We start from the raw sequence: 15,623 nt of genomic DNA on the forward strand, positions 1-15,623 counted from the left end.
ATAGGGTGGGAGTAATTAATTCATGAATTACTCCGAATTGCTTGGGGCGATTTTACTTTTGTTTACACAGATTGGTTTTGTTCACCTACTTGTATACAAACAACACAATCTAGGGTATATTTATAAATTAAAAGTTTATTAGCCAGTAGATGAGGAGTGATTATGAAAGTAAAAATAGCTACTATTTGCAGCACAAGTATAATGTATTTATTATCTTTGACATTACCTGCAAAAGCTGTAAATGGGTTTAACGAAGGTTTTGCTAGTTTAGGTAATGACACAGCTAATCATCAAAATATCAAGTCTGCGGATGTTCCTCAACAAACATTAACGGCTGAAACAGTCACCCCTTTAGCCATCCAAGACACAACACAGACAGATTCATTAATAGCACAAGTAACACAAGTAAACGATGTTCAAAATACAGACTGGGCTTATGAAGCATTAAAAGGGTTAGTTAACAGATATGGCTGCATTGATCCTGATCCCAATGGTTCATTTGGCGACGGTACTCGGGGTTTAACTCGTTATCAATTTGCTGCCCTTTTAAGTTCTTGCATAGACAGAATTAACGAGCTTGCAAGCACCGCACCTGCTGATTTAATATCAAAGTCAGATATAGAGACCTTGAAAAAATTCCAAGAAGACTTTTCTGCTGAATTAGCTATAATACGTCCACCGGTAGAGAATTAACTAGAAGTTTGTAGGGTGCGTTAATGAAATGTAACGCACCATTTTAGTTGTCAGAATCAGGATGTCCAGGATTTTAGGATTTACAGGATTGTGATTTGTAAGTTGTTGGTGGGATGCTGAAATTGTAATTGTCTGAATCAGGATGTCCAGGATTTTAGGATTTTCAGGATTGTTATTGATGAATTATCTGTGAAGATGGAAAAATGATAATTACAATCACAGTATATTATCTATCATCCAAAAATTGCCATTTTTCCTAAACAATAAAAAAATTACATCCTGTACATCCTCTAATCCTGGTTATCCTGATTCAGACAGATTGTTATTGATGAATTGTCTGTGAATATTGAGATATTATAAAATACAGTTACACCAACAGTCAACAAATAACAACAAATAATTTAACGGATAATTTATTATCTAACATCCTAAAATCTGTACTTCTCATAGACAATAAAACAACAACATCCTGAAAATCCTTAAATCCTGGTTATCCTGATTCAGACAAAATATCCTCAAAATCCCCACTTCAAATAAACAACAACATCCTGTAAATCCTAAAATCCCGGTTATCCTGATTCAGACAAATTAAACCTGATATCTAGGATTAAAAACCTTCTTATATTCCAACTTTAACGAACCAAAATTAATCAATAAACCAACAGGAAAATTATAAGCTACCAAATAATTTTTCGCTTGCGCTAAATGAACATCTTCCAAAGAAATAACCGCTTTCAACTCCACCACAACCTGATTTTCAACTATAAAATCTGCCCTTCGTGTTCCTATCTCAATTCCCTCATAATAAATTGGTTGTTCTACCTCTCTTCTAAAACTTAAACCTGATTTTTTGAGTTCAATTTCCATACATCTTTGATAAATAACTTCCTGAAAACCATTTCCTAAAGTTCGGTGTATTTTCATTGCACATCCATTAATTATATATGTAATTTCGTCTAATTTTAGATTTGGGGTATTGGGTGTGTTCATAGATGTGCAGGATGGTAATTTGTAAGTTATTGATGGGATGCTGAAATTTTAATTGTCTGAATCAGGATATCCAGGATTTTAGGATTTACAGGATTGTTATTGATGAATTATCTGTGAAAATTGGAATACTATAAAATACAGTTACAGTAATAGTCAAGAAATAACAGCGAACAATTTAACAGATCATTTATCAATCATCCCAAAATCTGTATTTCTCATAGACAATCAAACAACCACATCCTGAAAATCTTTTAATCCTGGATATCCTGATTCAGACAAATGTTACTTTTAAGTAAGTTAGTTACTTTTAAGTGCCTACTTGTCATAGTAACTTGACATAGTTTAAAGTCGATAAAGTAAGATTTAGTACATCGATTTCAGCATTAGATAAACGCCTGTAGATGTAGTTTTTGGGGAATTTTATTTATGGCTAATATCCTCCACATTGACTCTAGTCCACGTGGTGAACGTTCGGTTTCGCGTACACTTTCCTACGAGTTCATTACCTCTTGGAAAGATACCCATCCTGAAGATACAATAACCTACCGAGATTTAGGTCGTAATCCTGTTCCCCATGTAGACGAGTCATGGATTGCTGCTGCTTTTACACCACCCAACGCACGCACACCGGAACTAACTGAAGCAATTTCACTCTCTGATAGCTTAGTTGATGAGTTGCTAGAGGCAGACCGTTACGTTCTTGGCGTACCGATGTACAACCTTAGTGTACCATCTACTTTTAAGGCTTACATTGACCAAATTGTTCGTGTTGGCCGCACCTTTGTAATTGGTGAGAATGGGAGCATCTCAGGTTTAGTTCCTAGCGATAAAAAGCTGCTGGTTATCACCTCTCGTGGTGGTACTTTCCCTCCAGGAACTCCCGCTGCTGCTTATGATTTGCAAGAACCCTATATCCGTGCCATTTTTGGTTTTATTGGCATAACTGATATTACTTTTATCCATGCAGATAGCCTAAATTTAGGTGATGAAGCGCGGGAAAAATCTCTAGAAGCAGCTAAAAATGCGATCGCTCAAGCTGTAACTAATTGGTAATTTAACATCTATGGAGACGTTCGGTGGAATGTCTCTACACCTAAATTTATAATTTGGTACTGATGGAATTTTTAATGAATTCTGGGGGTATGAATCTTCGTTACAAAACTTAAATTACTCATTATTTTTATAAAATATCTAACTCCTCTCTCACAGATAATGGTTGATAACCTAAAGCAAAGGCTTTTGAACTATCTAAGGAAACATCTTTTGGTCTAGGTGCTGCCATTTTCACATCTGCCTGAAGACATGATTTTAATTTATCACTAGGAAGTTGCAAAACTTCCACTAATATTTTACCAAAGTCATAACGGGAAATTCTTTCTTTACCTCCTAAATGAATTATGCCGTTAACTTTTGCTAATGCTAACAATAACCCTTTTGCGGCTGTGTTTGCACTAACTGGTGTGCGAAATTCATCTATAAATAAACTTAGTTCTTTTCCATCTTGCAATATTTGAATAAATTGCTGAATAAAGCTTTTCGCTGTAGGTGTTTGTTTCCCAAACATTAACGGCATTCTGCAAATTGCCGCTTGAGGATATAATTTTAATATACCGACTTCAGCTTGGACTTTTTGTTCACCGTAAATGTTGACGGGTGAGACTTTATCTATTTCTGTATAAGGTGGATTTAAACCATCAAAAACTAAATCGCTGGAGGTAAAAGCTAAAGGTAAAGAATTGTCTGCACAAAGTCCGGCAATGTGACAAGATGTTGTCACGTTTATTGTATAGGATTCCTGGGGATAAAGTTGACAGTAATTCGGTTGAGATTGTGCGGCTGTGTGAATTACTGCATCTGGTTTGATATCATTGAATATGCCCTTTAATTCCTGAAAGTCGGTTAAATTAACTTTGACGATTTTGATATTCGGTATTGCTAAAACATGGGTATGATATGTACCGTAAACTTCCCATTCTTGTTGCGCTAATTGGCAAAGATGCCACCCTAGAAAACCACTAGCACCAGTAATTAGGAGTTTTTGCATATTTCCTCACAAAACTGAGCATCTAGTTTTTGGTTATGCAGATGCTTTTGATAACCAGTCATAATCTATTGGATTAATTCCTGAAAGCGTTTTTCATTCCGTACCTTATCAAAATCAGCATCGGTTTTCGCTAGATTTTGATATTTCTCTGGTACTAATTGAATAGCTTTTTCTAGGTTTTCCAGTGCTAATTCGACATTATCTTGTAAGGCATAATTACAAGCTTTGTTATAATATGCTTGATGGGAATTTGGCTGAATAGTAATTGCTTGGTTGTAAGAAGCTAAAGCTTCCTTGTAGCGTTGCAATTTGGTGAGTGCAATTCCTCGATTAATCCAGGCTTCAGATTTATCTGCGTGAATAGCGATCGCTTCATTGTAGGCTGTAACTGCTTCTTCGTAACGGCGCAAAGCTGTTAAAGCATTTCCCCGATTATACCAAGCTTCATCTTTATTCGGTCGAAGTGCGATCGCTTTATCATAAGATTCTACAGCTTCTTGATAACGATGCAAAGCAATTAACGCATTTCCTCTGTTAACCCATGTTTCTTCGCTGTCGGTTTTAATAGCGATCGCTTGATTATAAAACGTCAAGGCTTCTTTGTAGCGATTGGTATCTAAAAAACTATTGCCTTGATTTAACAAATCCTCTGCTTTTTGGCTATCCTGTACTTCTGTTAACAATTGATTGACATTTCGTTCTTGTACAAATTGCTTGGTATTTTCAGCTGATGAGATTGCCAAATCACCACAGCCAATTGTCAAAAAACTCATAAATCCACAGGCAATTAAGCCTCGCCAAACAACCATGTTGCACCTACACAACTCATAATATGATGTTAAGACTTTTTGATATTCAATAATCGTATCAAAATCAACCAAAGTATTATCAATTATCTTTTGTTTTATTGAGGAAAAAATGAAGATTTGGACAAGCTTTGCTTAAAGCATACGTATCATACCATGATGAAGTAAAATTAATCAATTAATTTACATAGAGACCTTATTAATTATCACTGTTTACCTTCCCTGTTGTCGGCCTCTAGTTATAGGTAATCATATCTGCTAGTACAGTACGGCATAAATAAGCCACCATTGTTTAAGTCTACAACCCTTACGGAATATCCCTAGCGGGACTGTAAGCATTGCATTATTACGAATTACGAATTCCGCAAAGCGGTACTAGTGATCATGGTGTGAGATCATATAGAAACTCAACTACAGTCAACGCAGTCTGAACAGAATGGAACAACATCGGAAGTCAACCGTCGTAATTACGGGCGCATCCTCAGGTGTCGGTTTGCAAGCCGCAAAAGCTCTTGCCCAAACTGGTCAATGGCACGTAGTAATGGCCTGTCGGGATTTATCAAAAACCGAAACAGCTGCCCAAACCGTGGGAATACCAAAGGACAGCTATACAATTATACATCTTGATTTAGCCTCTTTAGACAGTGTGCGACAGTTTGTTAAAGACTTTAGGAACACTGGTAGATCGTTAGATGCTTTAGTTTGCAACGCGGCAATATATATGCCGTTAATCAAAGAACCGTTGTGGAGTGTAGATGGATACGAGTTAAGTGTGGCTACAAATCACCTCGGTCATTTCCTCTTGTGTAACTTGATGTTAGAGGATTTGAAAAAATCATCAGCTTCAGAACCTAGACTCGTAATTTTGGGAACTGTGACACACAACCCGAAAGAATTAGGAGGAAAAATTCCACCTCGTCCAGATTTGGGCAATTTACAAGGCTTTGAAGCAGGATTTAAAGCACCTCACTCAATGATTGATGGTAAGAAATTTGAACCTGTCAAGGCTTATAAAGATAGTAAAGTTTGCAATGTTCTGACTATGAAGGAACTGCATCGACGTTATCATGAGTCAACCGGTATCACTTTTAGTTCTCTCTATCCTGGGTGTGTGGCAACCACAGCTTTATTCCGTGACCATTATCCCCTATTTCAGAAACTCTTCCCCCTATTTCAGAAATACATTACTGGGGGGTATGTGTCAGAAGAGGATGCTGGGAAGAGGGTAGCAGAAGTGGTTGCTGATCCTGCATACAATGAATCTGGTATGTATTGGAGTTGGGGTAATAGACAGAAAAAAGACCGCAAGTCCTTTGTGCAAGAAGTTTCCAACGAAGCAAGCGATGATGATAAAGCCAAGCGTCTGTGGGAACTGAGCGAAAAATTAGTGGGACTAGCTTAAAAAATTCTTTTTTTGGTTTTCTCAAAATCAATTGATACCGCAAAACCTCAATCCCAAGAACCTCTCCCTAACCCTCTCCTAAAAGGAGAGGGAAAAGGAAAAACGAAAATCAAAGTTTCTTTCCTTGTGGGAGAGAGATTTAGAGACAGGTTGGTTAGAGAGGTTGAAAAGTAAGTAAAAAACACAGATTACCGATAGCACCCTGAGATTTAAGCTAATTTCAGGGTGCTACGCTGTTAAAATTACTCAAAATTTTTTTAAGATGAGATTTGTTAATCTGGGTTAGAAAAAAGTATGAGAAAATAGAAAGCATGACGATTGAATCTAATTCCGCTCATCCACCTCAGCCAGAACCCAAACTAGACCAAGACTTGCAACCAGATGACTTTGACGTTGATACAAGTGAAAATGGACTAACCGCAGAAGGGTTGGCTGCACAACAAGCTTTATCAGCAATTTCGTCTTTACAGTCTTCCCAAAATACAAATGCCCTAAAACGAGCTTCGTCTAACTTCAAAGAAGCATCTAGTCATAATATTATAGTTAAACCAAGGGCATTAGTTTTTACTTTACTAGCGATCGCTCTCACTTTTATTGGTATTGCTATTAATAACTCGTTTCTGGGTATCTTGGGAACTTTGGGAACTTTGGTGTTATCGGTGGCAATGCTTTTCCCTTGGCTAAAAGATCTCATGCAAGAATGGTTTTCTCCCCAAGATAGAACCTTATTTGTAGCCTTTATGGGGTTATTAGTAGGCATTACTGGCTTATTTAGATTTGCTGGTGTGGGTGATAACCTCCTGCGTTGGGGACGTAAAATTAACTGGGAAGCTTCAGGAACTTTAGCCGAATGGTTTGGTGCTTTAGGGCAAATTTCCATTGCCATTATTGCCGTTTACGTGGCTTGGCGACAATATGTGATTTCTAAAGACTTAACTATTCAACAAAACCTGCTCACAGTACAGCAAAATATTATTACTCAACAGCAAACAATTGATTCTTACTTCCAAGGTGTTTCCGACTTGGTACTTGACGAAGAAGGATTATTAGAAGATTGGCCGCAAGAAAGAGCGATCGCAGAAGGACGAACTGCCGCTATTTTTAGTAGTGTAGATGGTAGTGGTAAAGCCAAAATTCTCCGTTTTCTCTCCCGTTCCAAATTGCTGACACCATTAAAACGCGATCGTCGTTTAGGTAGAGCCATTCTCGACGGTATCGGTGGCTACGCTGAAGACCGATTAGAAGGTGTGCGCGTCATCGACTTAGGAGTAATGTTAGCAGGTTCAGACCTTGCTGGTAATGATTTACGTTGGACTGATTTAAGTGAAGCTAATCTAGTTCGTGCTAATCTTAGCGGTTGCGACTTAGTAAAAGCTAATCTATCCCGTACCATTTTATATGGTGCCAATCTCAGCAATGCTGATTTAAACGGAGTGCGTTTCTTCTATGGTTCAGTGGAAAAAGCCTCACCCCGCAGTCGTATCAACCCACCTGACTATGATACAGGAGAACACACCGGTGCAGTTGTGGAAAAAGCCGATTTTAGCAACGTCCAAAGAATGTCTGAATCAGCCCGTTGTTACTGCTGCGCTTGGTGTGGTGAAGAATCCAGAAAGACAATTCCCGGTGGTTGTGAAGGAATTCCCAATCAGTTGGGGAGATAAAGTTGCCACAATTCAGCTTTTAGCTATCTGGGAGAATGATGTTTAAGGAAGTACGCACATCATCCAATGGAGTTTCCCACAAAAGATTCCATTCAATGCCAAATAGAGGTTTAGCCTGTTTTGCCATTATCCATCCTTGAGCTATAGAATCCATGTATTTTGTCGAAAGCTCAATATCATAAACAACAGCTTTAAGCAGATTTTTCGTTAACAATGCCAGCCAAAACCGCGTCGCGTATAACTGAGAAACATAGAAAGCTTCTAATTGGATTTCACCCAGGATATTTGTATTAGAACCAGTAACGATATGCCAAATATCATGGGTTTCGGTGATATGTGCTGAGAAAAATTGGTAATCATTTTCTACTAGCCCTGGTTGTAAAGGTTGTAAATTGTTTTCTAGCATATGTTGAGCATAGGCATATCCAAAGGTATTAACTGGTAGACTATACAGCTTTTGCAGATCAATATTACCCACCCGTGGACGCTTTTCAAAAGCTTGTTTTCCTTGGGGAGTGCTGGAGAGAAAATCAATTATCTTGTCCAAGCTATAGGAATCATTCACAACATTAGCCAGTTTGCCAATATGCTCAAAATCTCCATCAGCCGCTTTTGTAAAATTGACAATAGTCTCAATTACGCTATCCTGCCATATTTGGTCTGATGACTCTACAGACTGCATATTTAAAAACCTGTGTTAAAGTTTATGTTTTTAGTTTGACCTCAACAAATTCTAACCCAGAAGACAGTTTAGAGGGAGTGCGCGTCATAAATAAGTTGAGGCGTAATGTTTAGCAGGTAATGCGCTTGGGGTGGCGAAAAAACCAGAGGCACAATTCCTGGTGGTTGTGAAGGTATTCCCAATCAGTTGGGGAGATAACAAAATTAAGTAGGTAAGTAAGTAGGCGGTAAAATTTCCAAGTATGTAACGAAAGATAAAGTTGCCCAAAACGTTTTCCCTGTTGCCTGTTCCCCGTTCCCTGTTCCCTTGTCATAACGACAATTTTTAATACCCACCTACTTAACCTGAGTTAAAAAATCATTGATTTTGAAACCGTGGAAAGCTTTGCAACCATCTGAGTACGAGATGAAACCTCAAGCTTGCGAAACATTCTTTTTAAAGCTTGCTTGACAGAGTTTTCAGTAATCCAAAGTTCAGCACTAATTTCTGCATTGGTTTGTCCTTGAGCCACCAAGGAAGCAATTTGCACTTCACGAGGCGTTAAACGCTCTGTCTGTAATAGTGGGTGTAGCGATTTTGCCGATGTCACCCAAGTAGAAATGTGCAGACAAAGCGCACTCAAATCTGTAAGATTTTGTGAATCAAAGGCAGCCATTCCTTGCTCACGGGTCAAACCTACCACGCCCACTAACTGACCATTGCTGACAATTGGCCCTGCCATGACGTGCCAGTGGTCAGCACGAGGACAAATCAACTTCCAAGTCTTAGGTTCTACTACTAAAGCTTCATGAACAGGGGCATGGCGTTCTACCAAGTAGCGCACAACTGGATTGTGTTTTGGCGATAATGCAATTTGCAATGCTTTTTGGATATTGCTGTCAACTAGAGAAATTTGAGCAAAGAAAAACAGCCTACATCGTGTAGCTGTAAAATACTCACTCATTTGTGTAGATATGAAAAAACGCAACGTCTGTTCATCTTTAGCTTCAGCAATTGCATGAAATAGAGATTGTAAGGCAGTCATGATTAGCAAAATGTACCCTTTCGAGGTCTAGGCGTAGTATCGCAACCAGACTTATCTTAGCTTTAGTCACATCAAACCGCTTCGCGGAGTCATTAGTTATTAGTCCTTAGTCCTTAGTTTTTTCGCCCACTCTGTTGCGAGGTATGTACCAAAAAACTCTTTAGAGACTTCCAAATAAAAAAATATCCCGTCGTTTTGAGAGCAGGGGGGCAGGGAGCGGGGAGCAGGGGGAGGAAAGGTCATTTTAGTTGCAGAAATTTGGATCATCTTTTTTGTGGAGTTCTCTTATTAATGACCAATGACCAATGACCAATGACCAATAACCAATGACTAATTTGTTTGCTTTTTTTGGATGACTTTACCATGACTGTAAATTCTGGCATTGATGACAAACAGATATCAGGGCGCTGGCTTCAAATCGGTTTTTTGATAGCAGCAGTGTTTTTCAATCTCTGTTTAGCAGCCCAAGTATTCAGTGTGGGACTGGCTTACTTTTACAACTCTGATTGGTGGAACTTACATATTTGGCTTGTGCGAGGATACAGCGGACTCTCACTAATTTTGTTGGTATGGGTGTTTTTGATTCCATTTCCCCCAAGAGTTCAGCATCTGACAGCAAGTATGCCAGTGCTGCTGGGACTGCAATTTCTCACAATTCACTTGAAGACTTCTTTTCCTTTAGCAGTGTTCCACCCACTCATTGGCTTTTCTTTATTCTCTATTTCTACAACCTTAGTTCATCGGACATCGCGCATCTTATTTCCCAACCACAACCAAGAATAAATCCGACCAGAAAACACAACTTTTAATTCTTTTAGCGAAATTAGAGGAGAAATACAAGTGTCTCAATACGCTGATCCATCCACTCTAGTTGATACCCAGTGGCTTGCAAATCATCTCAATGATCCAAACGTCCGCATTCTTGAAGTGGATATGAGTTCAGAGCGGTACCAAAATGCTCACATACCTGGTGCTGTCTTCTGGAACATTTTTTCAGACTTACTATTGCCTGATTTGAAGATGAATTTAGATCCGCGAGCCTTTGAGAAGCTTATGGCACGTTCAGGCATCACTAATGACACAACAGTGATTGCCTACGGCAGTTATCCGGGAACGGGAGCCTGGATTTTCTGGTTGTTGAAAGTCTTTGGGCATAAGAATGTCCGAGTTCTCAATGGCGGCTACCAGAAATGGAAGTCAGAAGATCGTCCCCTAGCAACTGAGTTATCCAAGTTTTCTGACACTGATTACCGTGCCAAAACTCCTGATACTCATCTGCGAGTATTACATAATGAAATTCAGGCATCGATTGGTCAAAGCAATCGGGTTTTGTTGGATGTGCGAACACATCAAGAATATTGTGGTGAGTGGTTTTTCAATCAGCCACCAAAAGAAGGTGAACTGACTGGACATATTCCAGGTGCAGTGCATCTTGAGCATCTCTTAACTCTCAACGAGGATGGAACTTTTAAATCATTCAACGAATTGAAAAATCTTTATCACAGTAAGGGCATTACAGCTGATAAGGAAGTGTTTCCCTACTGTGCCATCGGTGCGCGTTCTGGATATACATGGTTTGTCTTGAAGTATTTATTGGGCTATCCGAATGTTCGGAGTTATGATGGCTCTTGGTTTGAGTGGAGTCGCCTGCCTGATGTAGCCATCGAGAAATAGTGAAATCTCATGTTATGAAGCGAATCTCTCCCTATCAAACCCAAAAAGTGAGTTGTGAAGAGTTGAGGGAGAGAAATCTGGTAGTTATGGTAGAAGAGTCAGGATTTCCACACCATCTTCAGTTACTGCTAATGTATGCTCAAATTGAGCCGATAGTTTGCGATCGCGTGTTACCGCAGTCCAACCATCATTCAACATCTCTACTTCATAGGTTCCTTCATTAATCATCGGCTCAATGGTAAACACCATACCTGGTCTCAGCCGCTTACCTCTACCCCTGATGCCATAATGGGGAATATCAGGTGCAGTGTGGAAAATATTACTAATCCCATGTCCAACAAAATCCCGCACCACAGAAAAGCCTTGAGCCTCAGCATACTCTTGAATAGCTGCCCCAATATCCCCAATCTTCGCATCGGGTTTCACTTCTGCAATACCTAAGCGAAGACACTCTTCTGTTACTTCCACCAATTTTTGGACTTTGGGAGAAGATGCACCGACAATAAATGTCTTGGAAGTATCACCGTGATAACCATCGACAATAGGTGTGACATCAATATTGATAATGTCACCTTCCTTGAGAATCTGTTTAGCATTAGGAATACCGTGACAGATCACCTCATTCACACTGGTACAAATTGACTTAGGAAAGCCTCTATAGCCCAGAGGGGCGCTTTTCCCTCCGTGGGCTTTTGTCCAACGTTCCGCTTCATCATTAAGTTGCAGAGTACTAACCCCCGGTTTTACCAAAGGTTCTAAATGTTGTAACAGTTGCGCTGCCAAACGTCCAGCCCGACGCATTTTTTCTATTTCTCGCTGGGATAAAATAACTATTGGTTCAGTTTTCGTTTTCATTTATGACTCTTTTGTTAAAAATATAGTTAAACCTGTTTCCGCTGCCCTCCGGGCAGCATCTGCTACCTTGAGGGTATACAAACTTTGTTCCGGGGTGACATATAAAGGAGTGCCATGAAAAAGATGGTCTAATACCATTTTCGTATCTTGAGCAAACAAACCCCGACGAGTACCCAAATCAATCAACGTTGTTTTCTCAGCTTGCACCAACATTCCTGTATCTCCATCCAGAATTAACCCCCCTTTCTCGCCGTTAATTTCAAATTTTCGTTCTGACTGCCACAGTGACTCACCTTTGCCATAAATCACTTGAGCTAACAACCCACTGGTAAAGCACAATTGAACCACGCATAAACAGGATTGATAATAATCTGTCTCCGTTTCCCAATATCGCTGGTGACAATTCACGGTAAAGACTTCACCACACAAATCAGTCAGACGATGTAAGCGAGAGAGTGCGCCAGTTAAAGGAAAACCGAAGAAATCATGGTTGTAAGTCCACTTCCGGGGTGCTGGATGCTGGGGGTTAACGGTGCTGTAGCGGACATAAAACAATTCACCAAGTTGGGCTAAATGTTGTTTTAAAGCTTGATGCCAACCGCCCAAAAGTTCAATATGTTCGACGTGCAGCAGTTTATTTTTGGACTTGGCTAATGCGATTAGTTCTTCAGCTTGTTTCACATCCACAGAAAGGGGATACTCGACAATGACGTGTTTGTCGTTAGTAAGGGCAGCGTGAGCAATTTTACCATGATCTCGATTAATTGTAGAGATGACAACTAAATCGATATCGTCTCGCTCTACTAGCTGTTGCCAAGAATTCATCACTTGGGTTTGATATTCTTGAGCAAAGGTTGCTGTCTGTTCGGGAGTATGTCCGGCGATCGCCACTAAATGCGATCGCGGATCTTGCCGCAATGCTTCAGCCCGGAGTTTTGCCGCATACCCAGTACCAACTAAACCCACCCGCATGATTGTATTTGCCAAAAATACATCGGAATTATACATGATGTTCAGCAGTTCTGTTCGTTGGTTTTTTTGCTGCACACAGTTAAGTTTGTGTTTGTATAGCGCTCTTGCTTACTGACTACTTAATCAGTCACAGTGCTATCAATGCCTATGGCATTCTATCAAAAAGCTAGTTCAGAAATTGGTGAAAGTAGGTGAATGGAAAAAAACCGTAGACGCGGAGCGGCTTCTCGAAGAGTGATATGTAAGGAAAAGTAAAGTTCCCTGTTCCCTTGTCATAACGACAATTTTTAACGCTAACCTACTAAGATATTGTGAAATATGGACGTATTCCATACCCTATACCCTGCTGATAGCAATAATCTTGGGGTGTAAGTCCTAAATTGTTTGCACATCTATCCAGGCGAAGATTTTATATAACTAAAACTTATTAGTAATAAGTAACTAAATTTCATTACTAATCGCGGTCAATTTTCGGTTACAAGGTTTAATTTTTCCCGTAGTATCAGAATTGAAGCAAATTTGAACAAACGGCTGATCCTACAGGGGTAGCCGCACTGTTTGCTTTAGGATTACTTATACTGCCGTTGCAATAAGAGAGGAATACTAAATGGCTACTTACAAAGTCAGACTTATCCACGAAGCTGAAGGGGTAGACACAACAATTGACGTTGATGATGATACCTATATTCTAGATGCAGCTGAAGAAGCTGGTCTTGACTTGCCCTACTCTTGCCGTGCAGGTGCTTGTTCTACCTGTGCAGGTAAGATTGTATCGGGTACTGTGGATCAATCTGACCAATCATTCTTAGATGATGATCAAATCGAAGCTGGATATGTACTAACTTGTGTGGCTTACCCAGCCTCTGACGTAACCATCCAAACTCACAAAGAAGAAGACCTCTACTAAGATTTAGGCGTTACTGTCATCAACGCACCTTAAAAATCATCTACAAGGTAGCAATCAGGAAAAAAAAGTTTTTCATTCTTATTTCTGGTTGTCTCATACAAAATTTCTTTTTCCATTATTGTTTGGACAAAAGTTAAAAGGGGTAGTAAAAATGGATATTCCATTTCTGCCCCTTTTGTTTTTTCACTGGGTGATATTTTTTAATTTTTCAAGAAAGGCTTAATATCGTTGCCAAGGATTTTAATTTGTGTACCAGGATAATAGAATTGGAGAATTTTGCTACTTGACCAACCTAGCTTGGCTAAATGTTGAGCGCCAGTTTGACTCAATCCTACTCCATGTCCCAGTCCACCACCTATAAAGGCGTATCCCCACAAGTTTGATGTACCTTTGTTGAGGGGTTGCAAATAAAAAAGTGTACTGCGGGGAGCGGCAAAGGCACTGCGAACTTCATCTTTGTGGAGAATAAACACACCGATATCTGTTTTTACTGCCAAATCCAGAATCCTGCCGCTTTGACTCCGTTTGACTACGGCTATGGCCTCAACTGTTTTAAATTTGGCATAGGGACTCTTTTTCACCCGCAAAAATTTCTGTAAGTCTTTGGTAATATCCTCTAGGCTGGTTTGCTTGTTCCAGCGAAACACATCCCAGGTACTTTCATTAAATCCTTGTTGCAGGTTAATAAACTGTTGGAAGTTTTTTTCGTCTGCTAAACTTTTCTGGGATAAGTTCCAAAGATTTGTGGCTGCATCTACTACTGGGCGCAAATAAGGACGATCTTCACCATTCCAGACATCGCTAAATGAGGCAGTGACTCCACCTGTAGTCGAAGAATAGAGTGCGTCTACTAATTCTTGATTATAAGTTAGTACCATTCCCCGTGTTGCTGCGATCGCTTGATCTGTTGTTTTAGCCACTCCATTCAGCCCATCATAAACTTGGCAGTGGGTATCTGCACATAATTGGTAGTCATCAACAACAAACCTGCGTAAATTTCTCAGCGCATAGGTGCGAGCAATCACTGCCTGAGCTTCTAAAGATGTCTTGGGCGCACTCGTCCCAATTTCATAGGGTAAAACCCCCCGCAAATAGGTTTCTAAGGGGACTTGATTAACTAAGGAGTAAGTACCGTAGGCATTGGGTTGCAAGTTCATCTTGCCGGCATAAAGACGCGCATTTCCAGGTTTTTCGGCTTTATTGACGCGAATTAAGTTTTTGTCACTGCTAATTTCAAGATAGTTTTGGCTGTAGCGTTTACCGTTGACTACCCAACTTACTCGCGGTACTTGTTTGAGAATTTGGGTATCTAGGTAGGGAAGTTTTTGTCCTGAAGTTTCAATACTTTTTAATAGCAAGCGCCGAAGTACCGGAGTGCTGTAAACATCACGTTTTGCCCATACTTGCCAGCGTTCTGGCTGGGCTATTTCTACCTGTAGTCCCAGATTCCGCCAGTTTTTGGCGCTGTCTTCGGCTGTTTCAAAGGTGCGGTAGTTTCCTAAAACCACTACCTCTTGAACTTTGGGTTCAGGTAGGGTTTCCATGACTGTTTCCAGTTGGACTGGGTTTGATGTAACTAGGGTTTGAGGCTGATTACCTACTGAAAATTTGAGCTTGATGCGATCGCCTTTTGTTGGTGTTAGTTCCAGCTTGGCTGCGGGTGTCGCTCCAAATCGCTGTACAATCCCAATTTTTAGTTCCACATCTTGGCTATTGTTCACAGGTTCGGATGCAGCAGTTAGTCCCAATAAGCAAAAGGTCGTCAGTATTTGGTAGGCAGAACGCCAAAAAAATATTTTCATGGAAACTTGATTTTGCTGCCACAGTGAGGTTTTGGGGCTGATTTTAATTGGTTTTGTAGCGTTTTTTTTGTGTCCCATACTCATTCCCATAATAGCATTACCCGTTTT

The 15,623-nt window shown here is 39.9% G+C and carries 15 protein-coding genes; 7 read left to right on the forward strand and 8 right to left on the reverse strand.

Going from position 1 to position 15,623, the window contains the following annotated elements; all coding sequences use genetic code 11:
• The first annotated feature begins 162 nt into the window (after positions 1-162).
• A complete protein-coding gene (locus H6G59_RS06280; protein ID WP_190712522.1) occupies positions 163-693 on the forward strand; it encodes an iron uptake porin in 531 nt (176 codons plus the stop codon).
• A 588-nt stretch (positions 694-1,281) separates the two neighbouring features.
• Here the strand turns inward: H6G59_RS06280 and H6G59_RS06285 are convergent.
• Positions 1,282-1,683, reverse strand: a complete 402-nt coding sequence (locus H6G59_RS06285; RefSeq protein WP_190712525.1) for a GxxExxY protein — start codon at positions 1,681-1,683, stop codon at positions 1,282-1,284.
• A gap of 426 nt (positions 1,684-2,109) precedes the next feature.
• Between H6G59_RS06285 and H6G59_RS06290 the strand changes: the two genes are divergently transcribed.
• A complete protein-coding gene (locus H6G59_RS06290) occupies positions 2,110-2,736 on the forward strand; it encodes an FMN-dependent NADH-azoreductase (RefSeq protein WP_190712527.1) in 627 nt (208 codons plus the stop codon).
• Between the two features lie 127 nt (positions 2,737-2,863).
• Here the strand turns inward: H6G59_RS06290 and H6G59_RS06295 are convergent, their stop codons facing one another.
• Both H6G59_RS06295 and H6G59_RS06300 read right to left on the reverse strand, forming a co-directional pair.
• A complete protein-coding gene (locus tag H6G59_RS06295) occupies positions 2,864-3,727 on the reverse strand; it encodes an SDR family oxidoreductase (RefSeq protein WP_190712529.1) in 864 nt (287 codons plus the stop codon).
• Between the two features lie 65 nt (positions 3,728-3,792).
• A complete protein-coding gene (locus H6G59_RS06300) occupies positions 3,793-4,536 on the reverse strand; it encodes a tetratricopeptide repeat protein (RefSeq protein WP_190712531.1) in 744 nt (247 codons plus the stop codon).
• 433 nt (positions 4,537-4,969) lie between these two features.
• Between H6G59_RS06300 and H6G59_RS06305 the strand changes: the two genes are divergently transcribed.
• The gene (locus H6G59_RS06305; protein WP_190712533.1) at positions 4,970-5,935 is read left to right on the forward strand and encodes a protochlorophyllide reductase; all 966 of its coding nucleotides are present in this window, start codon (positions 4,970-4,972) and stop codon (positions 5,933-5,935) included.
• Positions 5,936-6,246: 311 nt separating this feature from the next.
• Positions 6,247-7,599 carry a pentapeptide repeat-containing protein gene (locus H6G59_RS06310; RefSeq protein WP_190712535.1) on the forward strand — a complete coding sequence of 451 codons (1,353 nt, stop codon included), beginning with the start codon at positions 6,247-6,249 and terminating at the stop codon, positions 7,597-7,599.
• Positions 7,600-7,618: 19 nt separating this feature from the next.
• Here the strand turns inward: H6G59_RS06310 and H6G59_RS06315 are convergent, their stop codons facing one another.
• Both H6G59_RS06315 and H6G59_RS06320 read right to left on the reverse strand, forming a co-directional pair.
• Complete coding sequence (locus H6G59_RS06315) at positions 7,619-8,281, reverse strand: Coq4 family protein (RefSeq protein ID WP_190712537.1); 663 nt, start codon at positions 8,279-8,281, stop codon at positions 7,619-7,621.
• Between the two features lie 349 nt (positions 8,282-8,630).
• Positions 8,631-9,305, reverse strand: coding sequence for a LuxR C-terminal-related transcriptional regulator (locus tag H6G59_RS06320; protein WP_190712539.1), 675 nt, complete (start codon positions 9,303-9,305; stop codon positions 8,631-8,633).
• A gap of 363 nt (positions 9,306-9,668) precedes the next feature.
• Here H6G59_RS06320 and H6G59_RS06325 point away from each other — a divergent pair, with 363 nt between their 5' ends.
• The gene (locus H6G59_RS06325) at positions 9,669-10,088 is read left to right on the forward strand and encodes a DUF6220 domain-containing protein (protein WP_190712542.1); all 420 of its coding nucleotides are present in this window, start codon (positions 9,669-9,671) and stop codon (positions 10,086-10,088) included.
• A gap of 57 nt (positions 10,089-10,145) precedes the next feature.
• The gene (locus H6G59_RS06330) at positions 10,146-10,979 is read left to right on the forward strand and encodes a rhodanese-like domain-containing protein (protein ID WP_190712543.1); all 834 of its coding nucleotides are present in this window, start codon (positions 10,146-10,148) and stop codon (positions 10,977-10,979) included.
• An 84-nt stretch (positions 10,980-11,063) separates the two neighbouring features.
• On the opposite strand, the gene map is transcribed toward H6G59_RS06330, so the two are convergent.
• Both map and H6G59_RS06340 read right to left on the reverse strand, forming a co-directional pair.
• Positions 11,064-11,834 (reverse strand): type I methionyl aminopeptidase, encoded by a 771-nt coding sequence (gene map / locus H6G59_RS06335; protein ID WP_190712546.1) that lies wholly within the window; start codon positions 11,832-11,834, stop codon positions 11,064-11,066.
• Complete coding sequence (locus H6G59_RS06340) at positions 11,835-12,842, reverse strand: Gfo/Idh/MocA family protein (RefSeq protein WP_190712803.1); 1,008 nt, start codon at positions 12,840-12,842, stop codon at positions 11,835-11,837.
• Between the two features lie 571 nt (positions 12,843-13,413).
• Between H6G59_RS06340 and H6G59_RS06345 the strand changes: the two genes are divergently transcribed.
• On the forward strand, positions 13,414-13,713 hold the full coding sequence (locus H6G59_RS06345; RefSeq protein WP_127052091.1) for a 2Fe-2S iron-sulfur cluster-binding protein: 300 nt from the start codon (positions 13,414-13,416) through the stop codon (positions 13,711-13,713).
• Positions 13,714-13,913: 200 nt separating this feature from the next.
• On the opposite strand, the gene H6G59_RS06350 is transcribed toward H6G59_RS06345, so the two are convergent.
• Complete coding sequence (locus tag H6G59_RS06350) at positions 13,914-15,515, reverse strand: SpoIID/LytB domain-containing protein (protein WP_422601996.1); 1,602 nt, start codon at positions 15,513-15,515, stop codon at positions 13,914-13,916.
• Positions 15,516-15,623 lie beyond the last annotated feature (108 nt).

Origin of the sequence: Anabaena lutea FACHB-196 (genome assembly GCF_014698305.1) — a bacterium.
Classification (GTDB): Bacteria; Cyanobacteriota; Cyanobacteriia; order Cyanobacteriales; family Nostocaceae; genus Anabaena; species Anabaena lutea.

Coding starts and splice junctions, on each gene's coding strand:
- H6G59_RS06310 (WP_190712535.1), top strand. CDS start 6,247: ATGACGATTGAATCTAATTCCGCTCATCCACCTCAGCCAGAACCCAAA.
- H6G59_RS06290 (WP_190712527.1), top strand. CDS start 2,110: ATGGCTAATATCCTCCACATTGACTCTAGTCCACGTGGTGAACGTTCG.
- H6G59_RS06305 (WP_190712533.1), top strand. CDS start 4,970: ATGGAACAACATCGGAAGTCAACCGTCGTAATTACGGGCGCATCCTCA.
- H6G59_RS06340 (WP_190712803.1), bottom strand. CDS start 12,842: ATGTATAATTCCGATGTATTTTTGGCAAATACAATCATGCGGGTGGGT.
- map (WP_190712546.1), bottom strand. CDS start 11,834: ATGAAAACGAAAACTGAACCAATAGTTATTTTATCCCAGCGAGAAATA.
- H6G59_RS06350 (WP_422601996.1), bottom strand. CDS start 15,515: ATGAAAATATTTTTTTGGCGTTCTGCCTACCAAATACTGACGACCTTT.
- H6G59_RS06280 (WP_190712522.1), top strand. CDS start 163: ATGAAAGTAAAAATAGCTACTATTTGCAGCACAAGTATAATGTATTTA.
- H6G59_RS06315 (WP_190712537.1), bottom strand. CDS start 8,281: ATGCAGTCTGTAGAGTCATCAGACCAAATATGGCAGGATAGCGTAATT.
- H6G59_RS06300 (WP_190712531.1), bottom strand. CDS start 4,536: ATGGTTGTTTGGCGAGGCTTAATTGCCTGTGGATTTATGAGTTTTTTG.
- H6G59_RS06295 (WP_190712529.1), bottom strand. CDS start 3,727: ATGCAAAAACTCCTAATTACTGGTGCTAGTGGTTTTCTAGGGTGGCAT.
- H6G59_RS06285 (WP_190712525.1), bottom strand. CDS start 1,683: ATGAACACACCCAATACCCCAAATCTAAAATTAGACGAAATTACATAT.
- H6G59_RS06325 (WP_190712542.1), top strand. CDS start 9,669: ATGACTGTAAATTCTGGCATTGATGACAAACAGATATCAGGGCGCTGG.
- H6G59_RS06345 (WP_127052091.1), top strand. CDS start 13,414: ATGGCTACTTACAAAGTCAGACTTATCCACGAAGCTGAAGGGGTAGAC.
- H6G59_RS06320 (WP_190712539.1), bottom strand. CDS start 9,305: ATGACTGCCTTACAATCTCTATTTCATGCAATTGCTGAAGCTAAAGAT.